Here is a 17,026-nt window from a genome sequence, read left to right on the forward strand (position 1 = left end):
AGCCACCGCCTTTGGGCGGTGGCTTGCATGTAGAGAACAGAGCATCACGATTACCCCATCGCGCTCGCTCAGGTGCCTACTTTATCGGTTACCGCGTCATCCTCGCTCAACGGCTTGGCAAGTACCTGGATGGCAACGTAGTAGATGACCGCCCCCAGAGCCGAACCAGTGAACCAGCCGTAATCGTAGAACCAGGTCCAGGCACCCGTCGCCAACGAGAACACGGTCAGCGCCACCGGCACGAAGAAGGCGATGAACCCCGCCGGGTTGTAGGCCGGGTAGGCAGCGCCATCCTTGTACAGGCTGGCAACGTCGAGTTGCTGGCGCTTGATCAGGAAGTAGTCGACGATCATGATCCCGGCGATCGGACCCAACAGGCTCGAATAGCCCAACAACCAGTTGGAGTACAGGCTCTCGAGGGTCACGTCGGAGACGATCACGCCAGCTTTCTGCAACAGGTCATAACCCATCAGCAGTACCCCGACCAGGCCGGTCATCAGCGTACCGCGCGTCTGGTTGATCAGCTTGGGGGCGATGTTCTGAAAATCGTTAGTCGGGGATACGATATTACCGGCGGTATTGGTCGAGATCGTCGCGATGATGATCAGCACCATGGCAATGACCACCCAGAAGGGATTATCGATACGCCCGATCAAGTTCACCGGATCGGCAATCGTTTCCCCCACCAGCGACGCCGACGCCGCCGTCATGACGACGCCCAGCGAGGCAAAGAAGAACATGGTCAACGGCAGGCCGATGATCTGGCCGACGATCTGATCCTTCTGACTCTTGGCAAAACGGCTGAAGTCGGGAATGTTAAGCGACAACGTGGCCCAGAAACCCACCATGGCCGTCAGCCCGGCGAAGAAATAACCGTAGACTGGCGCACCTTCTGGACGCGACGGCGGCTGACTCAACAGTTCGGTCATCGACACGTGCGGCATGGCCCACACCATCAGCCCCACGGCAACGGCCAACAGCAGTGGCGCCGAAAGGGTCTCCAGCCACTTGATCGACTCGGCACCGCGGATCACCACATACAGATTCATGGCACCGAACAGGAAAAAGCCGATCACCTCGCCAAGCCCTTCCAACGCACGCCAGGGTGGAAAGACCGCCGACAGCAATAGGTGAATCGCCAGCCCGCCGAACATCGTCTGAATGCCGAACCAGCCGCACCCAACCAGCGCCCTTATCAGGCAGGGAACGTTGGAGCCACGAATACCGAACGACGAGCGCAATACCACCGGAAACGGAATGCCGAACTTGGTGCCCGGGAAGGCATTCAGCGTCAGGGGCACCAGGATCACGATATTGGCGATCAGGATCGTGACCAATGCCTCGCTCACCGAGAGCCCGAAATAGGCCGTCAGGATGCCGCCCAGCGTGTAGGTCGGCACGCAAATCGACAGACCGACCCACAAGGCCGCGACGTTCCAGCGCGACCAAGTACGCTCCTCGAACCGTGTCGGGGCGATATCCTCATTGAAACGTGAACTTTCCCGAACGTCGTCACCGACCTCGAGCTCGACAAGGTCGCCACGCTGCACCGAGCGTGAAGTGTTTGCCGTCATTGTTGTTGTCTCCTCTTGCGGCTGCCAACTCCCCGCATCGGGAAGCTATGCATTGTGTTGAATACTGACCGTCGCTTGCCATCTTCCCGCAAAAAGCATGCCCAATCTCGCGTTTTGAGGGAGAAGCCTTCTTGAAAGCAGCTTCCATCAACCTGGCCCATTCGTAACAAGTCATTGATTTTAATAAATCAATCAATCCTGCCCGCACCGTCAACTTTTCTCACATACCGTCACTGTGCATATCCAACATGCCTTGTCAGGCTCATCCTGACACTCTAGACAAGTTCCACAATGGTGCATAACAATGCCTTCCGACCTACTCTAGCGCCTTTATAAAAATCATAAATATATGTTTTTAAACATATAAATAAACCTATATTTTTTAAACCAAAAATTGGTGCACGCCTTGCAGCCTTATAGGGAATTGTTTTTAAATTAATAGGTTACGCAAATTTAAATTCATCCCAAAAAATTCAAAAACAACTTGAAATAACGCCTTATGAGCGACTAAGTTTTTATTATCCTGACTTAACAGACAGGTTTTAGAAAAGCCGAATCAATGCATAACGGTGTACGACAACCGTTAACAACAAGCACAACATGAGGATTCATTGATGCAAAAAGTGAAGATCGGCTTGATCCAGATGGCCTTGAAAGTCGAGACCGACATCGAGCCGGCCGCCATCCGCGATGCCATGAACGAAGCGCACTTGCCCTACATCGAGAAAGCCGCCGATGCCGGCGTTCAAGTACTGTGTTTTCAGGAAGTCTTCAACCAGCCCTACTTCTGCCCCAGCCAAGACAAGAAGTGGTACGCCGCCGCCGAGAAAGTTCCCGAAGGGCCGACCTGTCAGATGATGCAGAAACTTGCGGCCAAGCATCACATGGTGATCATCGTACCCATCTTCGAGGAGACTGTCCCTGGCATCTACTACAACACTGCGGCGGTGTTCGATGCCGACGGCAGCTATCTCGGCAAGTACCACAAGACACACATCCCGCAGCTCGCCGGCTTCTGGGAGAAGTATTTCTTCAAGCCGGGCAAATCGAACTGGCCGGTCTTCGATACCGCCTACGGCAAGGTCGGCGTCTACATCTGCTATGACCGTCACTTCCCCGAAGGCTGGCGCGCCCTGGCCCTCAACGGTGCCGAGATCATCTTCAACCCCTCGGCCACTGTCGCTGGTCTGTCGCAGTACCTGTGGGAGCTCGAACAACCCGCTTCGGCCGCCGCCAACGGCTGCTTCATCGCCGCTATCAATCGCGTCGGCACCGAAGCGCCATGGAACATCGGCGAATTCTACGGCAATTCCTACATCGCCAATCCGCGCGGGGAGATCGAAGTCAAGGCCAGCGCCAGCGAAGACGAGCTGCTGATCCACGAGGTCGACTTGGCAATGGTCCGCGAAATTCGCAATACCTGGCAGTTCTTCCGCGACCGCCGACCTGAAACCTACACGCGGCTCACGGATGGCGAGTAGACCGGCCGCATGACTGAGCAAGCCGATTAATCCAGCGCAACCAAGCACTGGATCGAACAGCTAACAAGTCCAAGAGGTTTGAAATCATGACCATCCTGATCCGTGGCGGCACCGTCGTCACCCATGACGACATCTACCGCGCTGATGTGCTCTGCGTAGATGGCAGGATTGCCGCTGTCGGCGTCGACCTCGAAGCGCCGGCCGACGCCGAGGTGATCGACGCCAGCGGCCAGTACGTGATGCCCGGTGGCATCGACCCGCACACCCACATGCAGCTGCCGTTCATGGGCACGGTGGCCAGCGAGGACTTCTACACCGGCACCGCCGCTGGGCTCGCCGGCGGCACTACCACAATCATCGACTTCGTGATTCCCAACCCCGGCCAGCCGCTGATGGAGGCCTTCGAGACCTGGCGCGGCTGGGCCGAGAAAGCCGCCAGCGATTATGCCTTCCATGTCGCGGTAACCTGGTGGGACGACAGCGTGCATGAAGATATGGGCACCCTTGTGCGCGAGCATGGCGTCAACAGCTTCAAGCATTTCATGGCTTATAAGAACGCCATCATGGCTACCGATGACATCCTGGTGGCCAGCTTCACCCGCTGCCTGGAGCTTGGCGCAGTGCCCACCGTGCATGCCGAGAACGGCGAACTGGTCTACCACATGCAGCAGAAGCTGCTCGCTCAGGGACTCACCGGCCCTGAAGCGCATCCGCTGTCGCGCCCGCCGCAGGTCGAGGGCGAAGCCGCCAGCCGGGCGATTCGCATCGCCGGTACGCTGGGCACACCGATCTATGTGGTGCACGTCTCGTGCCGCGACGCGCTCGACGAAATCACCTATGCCCGCCGCCAGGGCCAGCCGGTCTATGGCGAGGCGCTTGCCGGTCACCTGATGATCGACGACAGCGTCTACCGCAACGCCGACTGGGCCAAGGCCGCCGCCCACGTCATGAGCCCCCCGTTTCGCAGCAAGGCGCATCAGGACGCGCTGTGGACCGGGCTACAGTCCGGCAACCTGCAGACCACTGCCACCGACCACTGCTGCTTCTGCGACGATCAGAAGGCGATGGGTAAGGACGACTTTACCAAGATCCCCAACGGCACCGCTGGGATCGAGGATCGCATGGCCGTGATCTGGGACGAGGGCGTCAACGGCGGGCGCATCTCGATGCAGGACTTCGTCGCCGTCACCTCCACCAACACCGCCAAGATCTTCAACATGTACCCGCGCAAGGGCGCGATCCAGGAAGGCGCCGACGCCGACCTGGTGGTCTGGGACCCCAGCGCCACACGCACCATCTCCGCCGAGACCCATCACCAGAACGTCGACTTCAACATCTTCGAGGGCAAGACCGTGCGCGGCATCCCACGCCACACCATCAGCCAAGGCAAGTGGGTATGGCGAGATGGCCAAGAACTACACGCCGAGAAAGGCGCCGGTCGCTACATCGAGCGGCCCGCCTACCCCGGCGTCTATGACGTACTCAAGAAGCGCGCCGAGCGCAACGCGGCCACCGCCGTCGAGCGCTGAAGCTCCTTCTCCCTGCCGAATGCCAACTCATTTCCAAACCCCAGCGATGATGGGCGCCGGGGGCAAGACGAAGAGAGGGTCCTTTGCCATGGATGGCAAAGGTAGCGCCCAAGGAAGGGTTTACAGCGCCCTCGCGAAGTCTTGCCCCCGGAAAAGCCCACTGAATCTGTCGAGTTGAATGAAACTTTAAGCCCATAACAACAGCCGGCCCGCCGCTTCGTCCTGGCGAACGGCGGTGCCGAAGGAGAGCTACCGTGACCCACCCTCTCAACCACCTGCCGCGAGCCGGCGATGGCACCCGTGATAGTACTACTGCGCTGGAAGCCGAATTCAGCGACCTGCATCCGCCGTTGACCCAGCGCCAGGCATTCATCGAGAGCCAGCGTTGCCTGTACTGCTACGATGCCCCCTGCGTGGAAGCCTGCCCGTCGGATATCGATATCCCAAGCTTCATCCGCGAGATCGCCGAGGACAATATCAACGGCGCCGCCCAGACCATTCTCGAGGAGAACATCCTCGGCGGCAGTTGCGCCCGGGTCTGCCCCACCGAGATCCTCTGCGAACAGAGCTGCGTGCGCAATCACGACGCCGAATGCCAGCCGGTGCTGATCGGTCTGTTGCAACGCCACGCCGTCGATCACATGCACTTCGACGGCCATCCGTTCGTGCGTGCCGCCGATACCGGCAAGCATATCGCCATCGTCGGCGCTGGACCTGCCGGACTCTCTTGTGCCCACCGGCTGGCCACCTTCGGCCACCGGGTGACGATCTTCGAGGCCGAGGCCAAGCCCGGCGGGCTCAACGAATACGGCATCGCCAAGTACAAACTGGTCGACGACTACGCCCAAAAGGAGATCGACTTCCTGCTCAAGATCGGCGGCATCGAGATCCGTCACGGCCAGCGCCTGGGTGACAATCTCGATCTCGACACCCTGCAGCGTGATTACGACTCGGTGTTTCTGGGCCTGGGCCTGGGCACCAGTCGCCAGCTGGGCTTAACCGGGGAACACGCTACCGGCTTGATGCCCGCCACCGACTACATCAAGGAGCTACGTCAGAGCGAGGACATTGGCGATCTGGCGCTGGCCAAACGCTGCGTGGTGATCGGTGCCGGCAACACTGCCATCGACATGGCGGTGCAAATGGCCCGCCTGGGCGCCGAAGCGGTCACCCTGGTCTATCGCCGCGGAGTCGAGTCGATGGCCGCCACCGGCCACGAGCAGGAAATCGCCAAGGCCAACGGCGTGCGCATCGTCACCTGGGCCAAGCCTGAGCAAGTGCTGCTCGACGATGCCGGACGCGTGGCCGGTATGCGATTCGCGCGCACCGAATCCCGCGGCGGTGCCCTCGCCGCCACCGGCGAGAGCCTGGACGTCCCCGCCGATGCCGTCTTCACGGCGATTGGCCAAACCTTCGATGACACCAGCCTGAGCGACGTGCGTGCCGGCCAGCTCGGCCAAGAAGCCGGCAAGATCGAAGTCGACGGCAATTTCCGCACTCGGCTTGCCGGCGTGTATGCCGGCGGCGACTGCATCGCGGCCGGTCAGGATTTGACTGTCCAGGCCGTGCAGCACGGCAAGCTGGCCGCTCAGGCCATCCACAACGAGATCATGGCCCAGCAGGAGGTGGCGTAATGAAGGCATCCGCGAAAAAACCCGACGTCGATCTAAGCATCGAATTCGCCGGCATCCGCTCGCCCAACCCCTTTTGGCTAGCCTCCGCCCCGCCCACCGACAAGGCCTACAATGTCGAGCGCGCTTTCGAGGCCGGTTGGGGTGGCGTGGTCTGGAAGACCCTCGGTGAGGACCCGGCGGCAGTCAACGTGTCGTCGCGCTATTCGGCGCACTTCGGCAAGAACCGCGAGGTGCTGGGCTTCAACAACATCGAGCTGATCACCGACCGCAGCCTGGAGATCAACCTGCGCGAGATCACGGAGGTCAAGAAGCGCTGGCCCGAACGCGCGCTGATCGTCTCGATCATGGTGCCCTGCGTCGAGGAGAGCTGGAAGGCGATCCTGCCGCGGGTCGAAGCCACCGGCGCCGACGGCATCGAACTCAACCTGGGTTGCCCGCACGGCATGCCCGAACGCGGCATGGGCGCCGCAGTGGGCCAGAACCCCGATCTTATCGAGCAAGTCACGCGCTGGTGCAAGCAGTATTACTCCAAGCCTGTGATCGTGAAGCTCACGCCCAATATCACCGACATTCGCGTTGCTGCTCAGGCCGCACTGCACGGCGGTGCCGACGCCGTCTCGCTGATCAACACCATCAACTCGATCACTTCGATCGATCTTGACAACATGGTCGCCAAGCCCACCGTGGGCAGCCAGAGCACTCACGGCGGCTACTGTGGAGCGGCGGTCAAGCCCATTGCCATGAATATGGTCGCCGAGATCGCCCGTGACCCAGCAACCCAAGGCTTGCCGATCTGCGGTATCGGCGGTATCTCCAACTGGCGCGACGCCGCGGAATTCGCCGCACTCGGTGCCGGCGCGGTACAGGTATGCACCGCCGCCATGCTCCACGGCTTTCGCATCGTCGAGGAGATGCAGGACGGCCTGGCGCGCTGGATGGCCGAAAAGGGCTATCGCAGTCTCGCCGAGTTTTCCGGCAAGGCAGTGGCCAACACCACCGACTGGAAGTATCTGGACATGAACTTCCAGACCATCGCCCACATCGACCAGGACACGTGCATCCAGTGCGGACGCTGCTACATCGCCTGCGAAGATACCTCGCACCAGTCGATCGCCAAGCTGATCGACGCCGCCGGCGCCAGGCGTTACGAGGTGATCGAAGAAGAGTGCGTGGGCTGCAACCTGTGCCAGATCACCTGCCCGGTCGAGGACTGCATCAGCATGGTGCCGCAGCCAAGCGAAAAACCCTACATGAGCTGGAACGAAGACCCGCGCAACCCGTTTCGTGAATCCGCCTGAACGTGTTCCTATCCATTCGAGCGGCGCCCCTGGCAGCAATGCTGGGGCGCGCCCCGCTCGCGGACGCTCACCTCACGGCGATAGCCCTATCCCACGCAAGATGACGCTAGTCACCGACTGCACCGCATGCTCGAACTGAGTGTCGTCGAGGGGCGCATCATCGTTGAGGAGATAGATCTGGTAATCGAAGTCGGCATAATGCTGGGTCGACGCCCAGATCATATACAGCAAATAGGACGGCTCGACAGGCCAGATCTTCCCCGCCTCGACCCATTCACGTATCTTCGCTTCCTTGAGCTTGGCCCACTCATAGAGGTTATCGCGAAGCGAATCGCCGATCACCGTTCCACCTTGCATGACTTCGGCTGCCCAGACCTTGGACCCTGCCGCGCGGCCACGCGAGTGATTCATCTTGGCGCGAATGTAGGTGGACAGCACGATGCGCGGATCGTCGTAAAGCTCGAAGCACAACGCGTCCTGCTTCCACACCTCGAGCAGTTCGAGCAGGACATCGCGGTAAAGCTCTTCCTTGGTGGAAAAGTAGTAATGCACATTGGACTTGGGAATCCCCGCCAATTGTGCGATATCCCCCATCGAGGCACCCGCGTAGCCTTTCTCGGCAAACACCTGCTCCGCCGCCAGCAGGATCTTCTCCACGTTCTGCTGACGAATCCATCCCTTACGTCTGGCCATTGTTCTCTCAATCCGCTCGAATCCTCACGCTATTGTGCGAGTCTACCACCGCTCTCACCACACTTGCGCCGCGCGCTTCAACCGGCAAGACCATCCGATGCTTGAGGGTTGCGGTATACCGACCTAATAGCGCACTGTGAATGATCAGGCTCGATCACCTTAAGGAGTTCACTATGACCATCGCACAAGGCGACAAGCTGCCCAGCGTCACCCTCAAGACCAACGGCGCCAACGGCCCCGAAGACCTCGACACCGGTGAGCTGTTCACCGGCAAGCGTGTGGTGCTGTTCGCGGTGCCCGGCGCGTTCACGCCGGGGTGCTCCAACACCCATATGCCGGGCTTCGTGATTAATGCCGACGACATCCTCGCCAAGGGGGTGGATACCATCGCCTGCCTGGCCGTCAACGATGCTTTCGTCCTGGGTGCCTGGCAGCAGGATCAAAACGCCCAGGCGATCACCATGCTCGCCGATGGCCATGCAGACTTCACCCGCGCCATCGGCATGGAGAAAGACGCCAGCGGCGCCGGCATGGGCACGCGCAGTCAGCGCTATGCCATGATCGTCGACGATGGCGTAGTCAGCTACCTGGGCGTCGATGAAAAGGGCGTCGAGAAAAGCAGCGCCGAAACCATTCTCGCCAATCTGTAAGTTCCCTCAGCGTCGCCCTCCCCATGGCCCGCCTCTCGGCGGGCCATTTCGTAAGCGCCTGACTGGCTTTCGTGGCGACGTCAGCGGCCAGATTATCTATGTCCATGGTGGCTTGCTTGTCGTGATCTAAGCCGCTACTGCCCACTCATGGTGCGCCAACACTATACAGTTCTCCTTCTTGGCGCATCATTCCCCCGGACCATCGCCATCGTGGCATTCAGTGTCGACGCCTTAAAAATATAAGTATTTGATATATATAATTTTTATAAAAAATGGCACGCACTTCGCTATCTATAAAATACGAAGAACGCCAACCATCGAATCTGGTGCCTTCTTCTCCCTTTTTAGCGTCGCTGCCCAGCAGCGATGAACCGAGTGAGCTGGCGTGCTCCCCTAGTCCCCTTCTTGGGGACTTTTTTTGCTCGCCTTTTGGAGTCTCTTCCACCCATCGGCCACACTAAGCCTTTCCCTGCAATGGAATGCATGCCGAATGTCGTCTTTACTACGTCGCTCCTGGCACTTATCGATACTGACCATCACGCTCGCCGGCATGGCACTGCCCGCCATGGCGGCCATCGATCGCCCGGCACTCGAGGAAGCCGCACAACGTATCGGGGATTTGCCGCGTACGCATACGCTACTGATGGCCATCGACGGCGACACAGTCATCGAACGTGGCTGGCGCGGGCACGACGTCGACGAGACAGCCAACATCAAATCGCTCTCCAAAGTGCTGATCTCCACATTGGTAGGCGCGGCCATCGCGCGTGACGTCATCCAGGGCGTCGATCAGCCGATCACTGACCTGCTCGGTGATCGCGTCCCCGCCGAGGCCGACCCGCGCGTCGCTGACATCCAGGTCGGCCATCTGCTTTCCATGCAGGCCGGGCTGGAACGCACCTCCGGCGCCAACTACGGAGGTTGGGTGGCCAGCGACGATTGGGTCGGCAACGCCCTGTCACGTCCCTTCGTCGCCGACCCCGGTGGGCGCATGCTGTACTCGACCGGCAATAGCCATCTGCTCTCTGCCGCGCTCACCGATGCCAGTGGCCGCGATACGCTCACGCTGATGCGCGAGTGGTTGGGCACGCCTCTGGAGATCGCAATACCGCCCTGGACGCGTGACCCACAAGGCATCTATTTCGGGGGCAATGAAATGGGGCTTTCGCCGCGCGCCTTGTTGAAAATCGGCGAGCTATATCGTCAAAAAGGCATGTACGACGGTGAACGCGTGCTCCCCGCCGAATGGGTAGAGCGCTCCTGGCAAACGCGTACCCGCTCGCATTTCAATCAGGACGACTACGGCTACGGGTGGTTCATTACCCAGCTTGCCGATACGGCAGTCTATTATGGTTGGGGATATGGGGGACAGTTACTGTTCGTGGTGCCGGCACATGACGCTACCATCGTCATGACTGCCGATCCCACGCCACCTTCCAATGGCAGCAATTATCTGGATCGCGTCAAGGCAGCCGCGACCGACCTGATCGAAGCCATCGATTGATATCGGCATCATGTCTTGCCGACAACACAGCCATCACCCAACAAGGAGTCGCTCATGTCAGCCTCTCATGAAAGCCAAGGCACCTGCCTGTGCGGCGCTGTCAGCCTTCGCGTGTCGCTCACCGGTTACGGCGTGAGTGTCTGCCACTGCCGCATGTGCCAAACCTGGAGCGGCGGCCCGATGCTTGCCATCGAAAGCGACGAGCCCATGACCCTGGAAGGCGAGGAAAACGTCAGCGTATATGCGTCTTCGGACTGGGCCGAACGCGGCTTCTGTCGGCAGTGCGGCACGCACCTCTTCTACCGTCTCGCCAATGGCCAGCACTACGCCTTTCCCCTCGGTCTGCTGGATGCCGGCGAACCCTGGACAATCGCTCAGCAGATCTTCATCGATGAAAAGCCCAGCTTCTACGATTTCGCCAACGACACTCCCCGCCTGACCGGCGACGAGGTCTTTGCGCAATTTGCGGGCAGCGCTGGCAGCTAGGTGCCGCTGACAGCCAAGGAAAGCAATGGCCCCGCATGTGCGGGGCCATCGAGTGTCAGGAGGGGAAGGAGAACTGCGCCCCTTCGCGAACGCCGGCCGATGGCCAGCGCTGAGTAACGGTCTTGCGCTTGGTATAGAAGCGCACCGCATCGGGACCGTAGGCGGCCAGATCGCCGAACAACGAGCGCTTCCAGCCCCCGAAACTGTGGTAAGAAACCGGTACCGGCAAGGGAACGTTGATGCCGACCATCCCCACCTGAATATGATCGCTGAAGTAGCGCGCCGCTTCGCCGTCACGGGTATAGATGCAGGTGCCGTTGCCATACTCGTGAGCGTCGATCAGTTTCATGGCCTCTTCCATGGAACCGACACGCACCACCAGCAGCACCGGTCCGAAGATCTCCTCGAGATAGCAGGTCATGTCGGGCGTGACACGGTCGATCAGGGTGCCGCCGACGTAGAAGCCGTTCTCATGCCCCGGCACCTTCATGCCACGCCCATCGACCACGATCTCGGCCCCCTGTTGCTCGGCACCGTCGATGTAGCCGCAGACTTTCTCCTGGTGGGCTTTGGTGATCACCGGACCGAAATCGTTCTCGGCGTCATGGAAGGGGCCGACCTTGAGGGTCTTCATCTGGGTCTGCATCTTGGCGATCAACGCATCGGCTGCCTCGTCGCCCACCGCCACGGCGACGGACAACGCCATGCAGCGCTCGCCCGAGGAACCGAAGGCTGCCCCGTTCAGCGAATTGACCACGTTATCCATGTCGGCATCGGGCATCACGATGGCGTGGTTCTTGGCGCCGCCGAGCGCCTGGCAACGCTTGCCGTTGGCACTGGCGCGGCTATAGATATACTCGGCGATCGGCGTGGAACCGACGAAGCTCACGGCCTGCACGCGGTCGTCATCGAGCAGTGTATCGACGGCTTCCTTGTCACCGTTGACCACATTGAGCACGCCGGCGGGCAGGCCCGCTTCCAGTGCCAGCTCGGCGATGTAGAGCGCCGAAGTCGGGTCACGCTCTGAGGGCTTGAGCACGAAGGTATTGCCGCAAGCGATAGCCATGGGATACATCCACAGCGGCACCATGGCCGGGAAGTTGAACGGCGTGATGCCAGCGACCACGCCCAGCGAGTGGAACTCGCTCCAGGAGTCGATGCCCGGCCCGGTATTCTTGCTGTACTCGCCCTTGAGCAATTCCGGTACACCGCAGGCGTATTCGACATTTTCGATGCCGCGCGCGAGTTCACCCTTGGCATCGTGGACAATCTTGCCGTGCTCCTGGCCGATCAGCCGGGCGATCTCGTCGGCGTTCTGCTCCAGCAACTGCTTGAAGTTGAACATCACCCGCGCCCGCTTGGCGGGCGGCGTATCGCGCCAGGCCGGGAAGGCGGCCTGGGCGGCGGCGATGGCCTCTTCGACGGTGGCCTTGGAGGCCAGGCTGACCTGGCTGCCGACCTCGCCGGTAGAGGGGTTGAAGATATCCTGGGTGCGCCCTTCTCCGGCGACGCGTGAGCCGTTGATTAGATGGCCGAGTGTGGTCATGTATTACCTCGTTGTAAGAAGTGGAAAGCCAGATGAGCGCCGGGGACAAGACGAAGCGAGGGTCTTTTGCCATGGATGGCAAAAGTAGCGCCCATGGACGGGTTCACAGCGCCCTCGCGGAGGCTTGTCGCCGGAACAGCTCATCCCATACCGGGTTGCAAACGAAGTGTTCAATCCAGTTCGCCGATGGCATCGCCCAGCACATTGACGAGGCGATCGATCTCTTCGCGCTCGACGATGAAGGGCAGGCCAAGCTGAATGGTGTCGCCGCCGTAGCGCACGTAGAAGCCCTTCTCCCAGCACTTCATGGCGATCTCGAAGGGACGCCGTCCCGGCTCGCCGGGATATGGCTCAATCTGAAGGGCGCCGGCAAGACCGTAATTGCGGATGTCGCTGACGTAGCGCGTGCCCTTGAAACCGTGGAGCGCCTCCTCGAAGACCGGGCTCATCTCCCGCACCCGCTCGATCAGGCGGTCGTTCTCGAGCACATCCAGCGCGGCCAGCGCGGCGGCACAGGCCACCGGATGGCCCGAATAGGTATACCCATGGGGCAACTCGAGCATATAGTCAGGGCCGCCTTGTTCCATGAACGTCCGGTAGATCTCGCCCTGCACGATCACCGCGCCCATGGGCACCGCGCCGTTGGTCAACTGCTTGGCGACATTGAGAAGGTCCGGCACCACGCCGAATTCTTCGGCGCCGGTCATCGATCCCATGCGGCCGAAGCCGGTGATGACCTCATCGAATATGAGCAGGATTTCATGTGCATCGCAGATCTCGCGCAAACGCTTGAGATACCCTTTGGGCGGCGGAATCACCCCGGCGGAACCGGCCAGCGGCTCGACGATCACCGCCGCGATGTTGGAAGCATCGTGCAGCGCGATCAGCTCCAGCAGCTCATCGGCGCGCTCGGCACCCTGCTCGGGCATGCCTTTGGTGAAGGTGTTCTCCTTGAGCAACGTATGCGGCAGGTGATCGGCATCCACGCCTTGACCGAACAAGGTGCGATTGGCGCCGATGCCGCCCAGGCTGAAACCACCGAAGTTGACCCCGTGATAGCCCTTGGAACGCCCGATCAGCTTGGTCTTGCTCGGCTTGCCCTTCTTGCGCCAGTAGGCCCGCGCGATCTTCAGCGCAGTATCCGCACTCTCCGAACCGGAGCCGGTGAAAAACACGTGATCGAGCCCTTGAGGGGTCAATTCCCGGAGGCGATGGGCCAGCTCGAAGGCCTTGGGATGGCCGTACTGGAAAGCCGGTGAGTAATCCAGCTCGCCGAGCTGGCGGCTGACCGCCTCGGTGATCTCGGGACGGCAATGCCCCGCGCCGCAGGTCCATAGTCCCGAGAGCGCATCGAAGATTTGGCGTCCCTGGGCATCGGTCAAGTAACTGCCCTTGGCGCCCACGATGAGACGCGGATCGCGCTTGAATTGACGATTGCCGGTATACGGCATCCAGTAGGCATCCAACTGTTCCGGGCTCAAGCCCGCCATAGGTGGAAACGCGCGATCCGACATCTCTCCTCCTGCCGCTAGGCGGTGATAAGTTGTTCTATCGGAAAAGCTAGGCGGAGTCGTCGATAAGTTAAATCCAGAAATACTGAATCTCATGCAAGCCACTGGTTAACTTTATGGGCCGGCGAGGCTATCCTCTAAGGCACCCATCATCGAGAAGAGGAATCCCGCCATGCCTTCCCGCAGCGAGACCCTGATGGGCCAGCCCAGCGATGCCGACCTCCGCCTTCTGAGGATTTATCGCAAGGTGGTAGAGTGCGGTGGGTTTTCCGCCGCCGAGGTAGAACTCAACATTAGTCGTGCGGCGATCAGCATGGCGATGAATGACCTGGAGACACGCCTCGGCCTGCGACTCTGCCAGCGAGGGCGCGGCGGCTTCTCCCTCACCGACGAGGGCACCGAAGTCTACGCTGCCACCCTCCAGCTACAGAGCGCCGTGGAAGGGTTCCGCACACGTGTCAATGGCCTGCATGCGCGCCTCAAGGGCGAGCTCAGTATCGGCATCACCGATAACCTGGTGACCATGCCCGAGATGTATATCACCGATGCGCTCAGCGCGCTCAAGGCGCGTGGCCCCGAGGTACGCATCAATATCCGCATGATGCCGCCCAGCGACATCGAGCTGGGCGTGCTGGACGGTCGCCTGCACACCGGCGTGATCCCGGCGCTCAAGACGTTGCCGGGGCTTGCGTATCTGCCCCTCTACGAGGAAGCCTCGAGGCTCTACTGCGCCGTCGATCATCCGCTCTTCGACGCCGAGGACATAGACGAGGAACGACTCACTGCGCATGACGCCGTGGTGCCCGCCTACGCACAGACGCCGGAGATCAAGGCGTGCCACGCTCCGCTCAAGGCCGCCGCCTCGGCGACCGACCGCGAAGGTATCGCCTTCTTGATCCTCTCCGGCCGCTATATCGGCTACTTGCCGACCCACTACGCCGAGCGCTGGGTGCGCGACGCTCGCATGCGGGCCTTGAATCCCGAACGCTGGCATTACCTGACCCACTACAGCGCCATCACCCGCAAGGGCGCGCCCCCCAACCTGGTACTGGAAAGCTATCTTGAAGAGCTGGAACGTCTGATACAGGTAACGACCCTCAAGCCTTGCGACTGACCAGCACGATGCCCACCAGAATCGCCACGCCGCCAAGTACGAAATTCCAGGACAAGGGTTCGTCGAGCAGCACGGCCCCGAACAGCACCCCGAAGATCGGTGACAAGAACGAGAACACGCCGAGTTGCGAGGCCCAGTAACGGCGCAACAAGGCAAACCACAGCAGCAACGCCCCCACCGAGATGACCAGCGTCTGGAAGCTCAAGCTGGCCACCGCCATGCCGCTGAGCGTGACCGCTTGCCAATCGCCCAACCACAACGTGATGGGCAACAACAGCACGCCTGCGGTCAATAGCTGATACGTCAGCGTCTGAAGCGGCGGCGCCTCGGAGAGTGAAGAGCGGCGCACCACCAGCGTGGTCGCGGCCCAGGAAAGCCCCGCCAGCAAGCCCAGGAAGTCCCCCAGAAGTATCGCGCCGACGCCACCATCAGCAGACGCCGAGGGCACCATGGCGATGAGCATGCCCAGAAACGCCATGCCGATCCCCCACCATTGCGAGCGCACCAACTGTTCGCCCGGCACCCAAAGATGCAGCCCCAATGCCGCGAACACCGGCGCCGTATAGAGGAAGACCGACATATGCGACGCCAGAGTGTAATTGAGCCCCCAGGCGACGAAGGCGAACTCGCCCGCAAAGCCCAGGCCGACCAGCACGCCCGCACCCAGGCGCGTACGGAAATCCGCCAACCGAATTCCCCGCCAGCGCGCAATGCAAAGCACCAATATCCCCGCCAGTAACGACCGCACGACGATCTGAGCCAGCGGCGGGATATCCCCGGCCACGGCCTTGATGGCGACTTGCTGCAATCCCAGCGCCATACAAAAACCGGTCATCGCCACACCAGCGGGCATGTCGAGACCGCGCCGCGCGTGAGTCGATGTCATGCTGGCACGAGACGTCACAGTGCCTGAGGAAGATTTCGTCATGATCGCATCCCTTCTTGAATCACGACTCAGTGGAGCATTTGCCGCACTGCGATCCAAACGATTAATCTGCTCCCTCAGGCTCAGGAAAACTCAACTCATGAAGATCGAACGACTGCCCCTCAACGCGTTACGCGCCTTCTCGGAAGCCGCGCGCGCCGGTAGTTTCAAGACGGCGGCCAAGCGCCTCGGCGTCACGCCCGGCGCGGTCAGCCGCCAGGTCAAGCAGCTCGAAGACCGATTGGGCGTAGCGTTGTTCGAGCGTCATGCCAACGGCGTACGCGTCAGCGAGGCCGGCTATCTGCTGGCCGAAGATGTCGATGCCGGCCTGGCGCGCATCGCCAACGGCGTACAAGCCGTGCATGAACACGCCCATGCGGCCACCACACTGACCCTCAGCGCGCCGCCATCGTTCGCTCAATTCTGGCTACTCCCACGCTTGGCGGCATTCGAGGCGCTGGAAAGCCATGTCGAGATCTCCCTGGACGCGGACCAGAACCTGAGCGACCCGGTATGGCACGGCGACAGCGCACGGCTCGCCCTGCGCTACGGGCGCGGCCCCTGGCCCGGCGTCAGGAGCACGCGCCTCCTCGAGGACTCGCTGTTTCCCGTCTGCTCTCCCGACCGGCTGGAACGCTCCCCCATCGACACGCCCGCCGACCTGCTCGCCCATCCATTGCTCGAGGTGGTCTGGCAATCGCGACAGAACGTCGACTTTCCCGGCTGGCGAGACTGGTTCGACGCCGCCGGGCTACCGGGCAAGACACTGCCGATTCAGCAGCGGTACTCCCTCTACGGCCTGGCCCTCGACCAAGCGATCGCCGGACGCGGCGTGATACTCGCCAGCCCGGCCGTCGTCGCCGACCGTCTCGCCAGCGGCGTGCTGGTACGCCCTTTCGGCGAACGCCACGTGATCGACTCGCCGTTCACCTACGACCTGATCCTCCCCGCCACCGGCCAAGCCCCACCCGCCATCCAGCGCTTCATCGACTGGCTCATTGGCGAGGCCGAACGGTTTCGGGACAAAAACGGTTAGACGCTTAAACTAATGGCATGGCACTTGTCACGCCTCCGTGCCAAA

At 61.1% G+C, this 17,026-nt stretch carries 14 protein-coding genes; 9 read left to right on the top strand and 5 right to left on the bottom strand.

Translation table 11 applies throughout. The annotated features are described in order from the left end of the window. Window positions 1-68: 68 nt before the first annotated feature. Window positions 69-1,574 (bottom strand): NCS1 family nucleobase:cation symporter-1, encoded by a 1,506-nt coding sequence (locus tag L1073_RS03625; protein WP_246896962.1) that lies wholly within the window; start codon window positions 1,572-1,574, stop codon window positions 69-71. A 614-nt stretch (window positions 1,575-2,188) separates the two neighbouring features. Here L1073_RS03625 and L1073_RS03630 point away from each other — a divergent pair. The 4 genes from L1073_RS03630 (at window position 2,189) to preA (ending at window position 7,516) form a co-directional block, all read left to right on the top strand. Next, on the top strand, window positions 2,189-3,055 hold the full coding sequence (locus L1073_RS03630) for a nitrilase-related carbon-nitrogen hydrolase (RefSeq protein WP_246896964.1): 867 nt from the start codon (window positions 2,189-2,191) through the stop codon (window positions 3,053-3,055). Between the two features lie 86 nt (window positions 3,056-3,141). After that, the gene (gene hydA, locus L1073_RS03635; protein ID WP_246896965.1) at window positions 3,142-4,584 is read left to right on the top strand and encodes a dihydropyrimidinase; all 1,443 of its coding nucleotides are present in this window, start codon (window positions 3,142-3,144) and stop codon (window positions 4,582-4,584) included. 254 nt (window positions 4,585-4,838) lie between these two features. Beyond that, window positions 4,839-6,218, top strand: coding sequence for an NAD(P)-dependent oxidoreductase (locus tag L1073_RS03640; protein ID WP_246896966.1), 1,380 nt, complete (start codon window positions 4,839-4,841; stop codon window positions 6,216-6,218). After that, window positions 6,218-7,516, top strand: coding sequence for an NAD-dependent dihydropyrimidine dehydrogenase subunit PreA (preA, locus tag L1073_RS03645; protein WP_246896967.1), 1,299 nt, complete (start codon window positions 6,218-6,220; stop codon window positions 7,514-7,516). The genes L1073_RS03640 and preA overlap by 1 nt, the downstream gene beginning before the upstream one ends. A gap of 72 nt (window positions 7,517-7,588) precedes the next feature. On the opposite strand, the gene L1073_RS03650 is transcribed toward preA, so the two are convergent. Next, the gene (locus tag L1073_RS03650; protein WP_246896968.1) at window positions 7,589-8,209 is read right to left on the bottom strand and encodes a TetR/AcrR family transcriptional regulator; all 621 of its coding nucleotides are present in this window, start codon (window positions 8,207-8,209) and stop codon (window positions 7,589-7,591) included. A gap of 173 nt (window positions 8,210-8,382) precedes the next feature. On the opposite strand from L1073_RS03650, the gene L1073_RS03655 reads away from it, so the two are divergent. The 3 genes from L1073_RS03655 (at window position 8,383) to L1073_RS03665 (ending at window position 10,849) form a co-directional block, all read left to right on the top strand. Further along, window positions 8,383-8,859, top strand: a complete 477-nt coding sequence (locus tag L1073_RS03655) for a peroxiredoxin (RefSeq protein WP_246896969.1) — start codon at window positions 8,383-8,385, stop codon at window positions 8,857-8,859. A gap of 490 nt (window positions 8,860-9,349) precedes the next feature. After that, window positions 9,350-10,363, top strand: a complete 1,014-nt coding sequence (locus L1073_RS03660; RefSeq protein WP_246896970.1) for a serine hydrolase domain-containing protein — start codon at window positions 9,350-9,352, stop codon at window positions 10,361-10,363. 54 nt (window positions 10,364-10,417) lie between these two features. Beyond that, entirely contained in the window at window positions 10,418-10,849 is a 432-nt protein-coding gene (locus L1073_RS03665; protein ID WP_246896971.1) for a GFA family protein, read from the top strand. Between the two features lie 55 nt (window positions 10,850-10,904). On the opposite strand, the gene L1073_RS03670 is transcribed toward L1073_RS03665, so the two are convergent. Continuing rightward, window positions 10,905-12,395 (bottom strand): CoA-acylating methylmalonate-semialdehyde dehydrogenase, encoded by a 1,491-nt coding sequence (locus L1073_RS03670; RefSeq protein ID WP_246896973.1) that lies wholly within the window; start codon window positions 12,393-12,395, stop codon window positions 10,905-10,907. A 170-nt stretch (window positions 12,396-12,565) separates the two neighbouring features. Next, window positions 12,566-13,909, bottom strand: coding sequence for an omega-aminotransferase AptA (gene aptA, locus L1073_RS03675; RefSeq protein WP_246896975.1), 1,344 nt, complete (start codon window positions 13,907-13,909; stop codon window positions 12,566-12,568). 169 nt (window positions 13,910-14,078) lie between these two features. On the opposite strand from aptA, the gene L1073_RS03680 reads away from it, so the two are divergent. After that, window positions 14,079-15,020, top strand: a complete 942-nt coding sequence (locus L1073_RS03680) for a LysR family transcriptional regulator (protein WP_246896977.1) — start codon at window positions 14,079-14,081, stop codon at window positions 15,018-15,020. Here L1073_RS03680 and L1073_RS03685 read toward each other — a convergent pair. Further along, window positions 15,004-15,906 (bottom strand): DMT family transporter, encoded by a 903-nt coding sequence (locus tag L1073_RS03685; RefSeq protein WP_246896978.1) that lies wholly within the window; start codon window positions 15,904-15,906, stop codon window positions 15,004-15,006. The genes L1073_RS03680 and L1073_RS03685 overlap by 17 nt on opposite strands. A gap of 139 nt (window positions 15,907-16,045) precedes the next feature. Here L1073_RS03685 and L1073_RS03690 point away from each other — a divergent pair, with 139 nt between their 5' ends. Continuing rightward, window positions 16,046-16,981 carry a LysR substrate-binding domain-containing protein gene (locus tag L1073_RS03690; protein WP_246896979.1) on the top strand — a complete coding sequence of 312 codons (936 nt, stop codon included), beginning with the start codon at window positions 16,046-16,048 and terminating at the stop codon, window positions 16,979-16,981. Window positions 16,982-17,026 lie beyond the last annotated feature (45 nt).

This window comes from Chromohalobacter nigrandesensis (assembly GCF_023061285.1).
GTDB classification, from domain to species: Bacteria; Pseudomonadota; Gammaproteobacteria; order Pseudomonadales; family Halomonadaceae; genus Chromohalobacter; species Chromohalobacter nigrandesensis.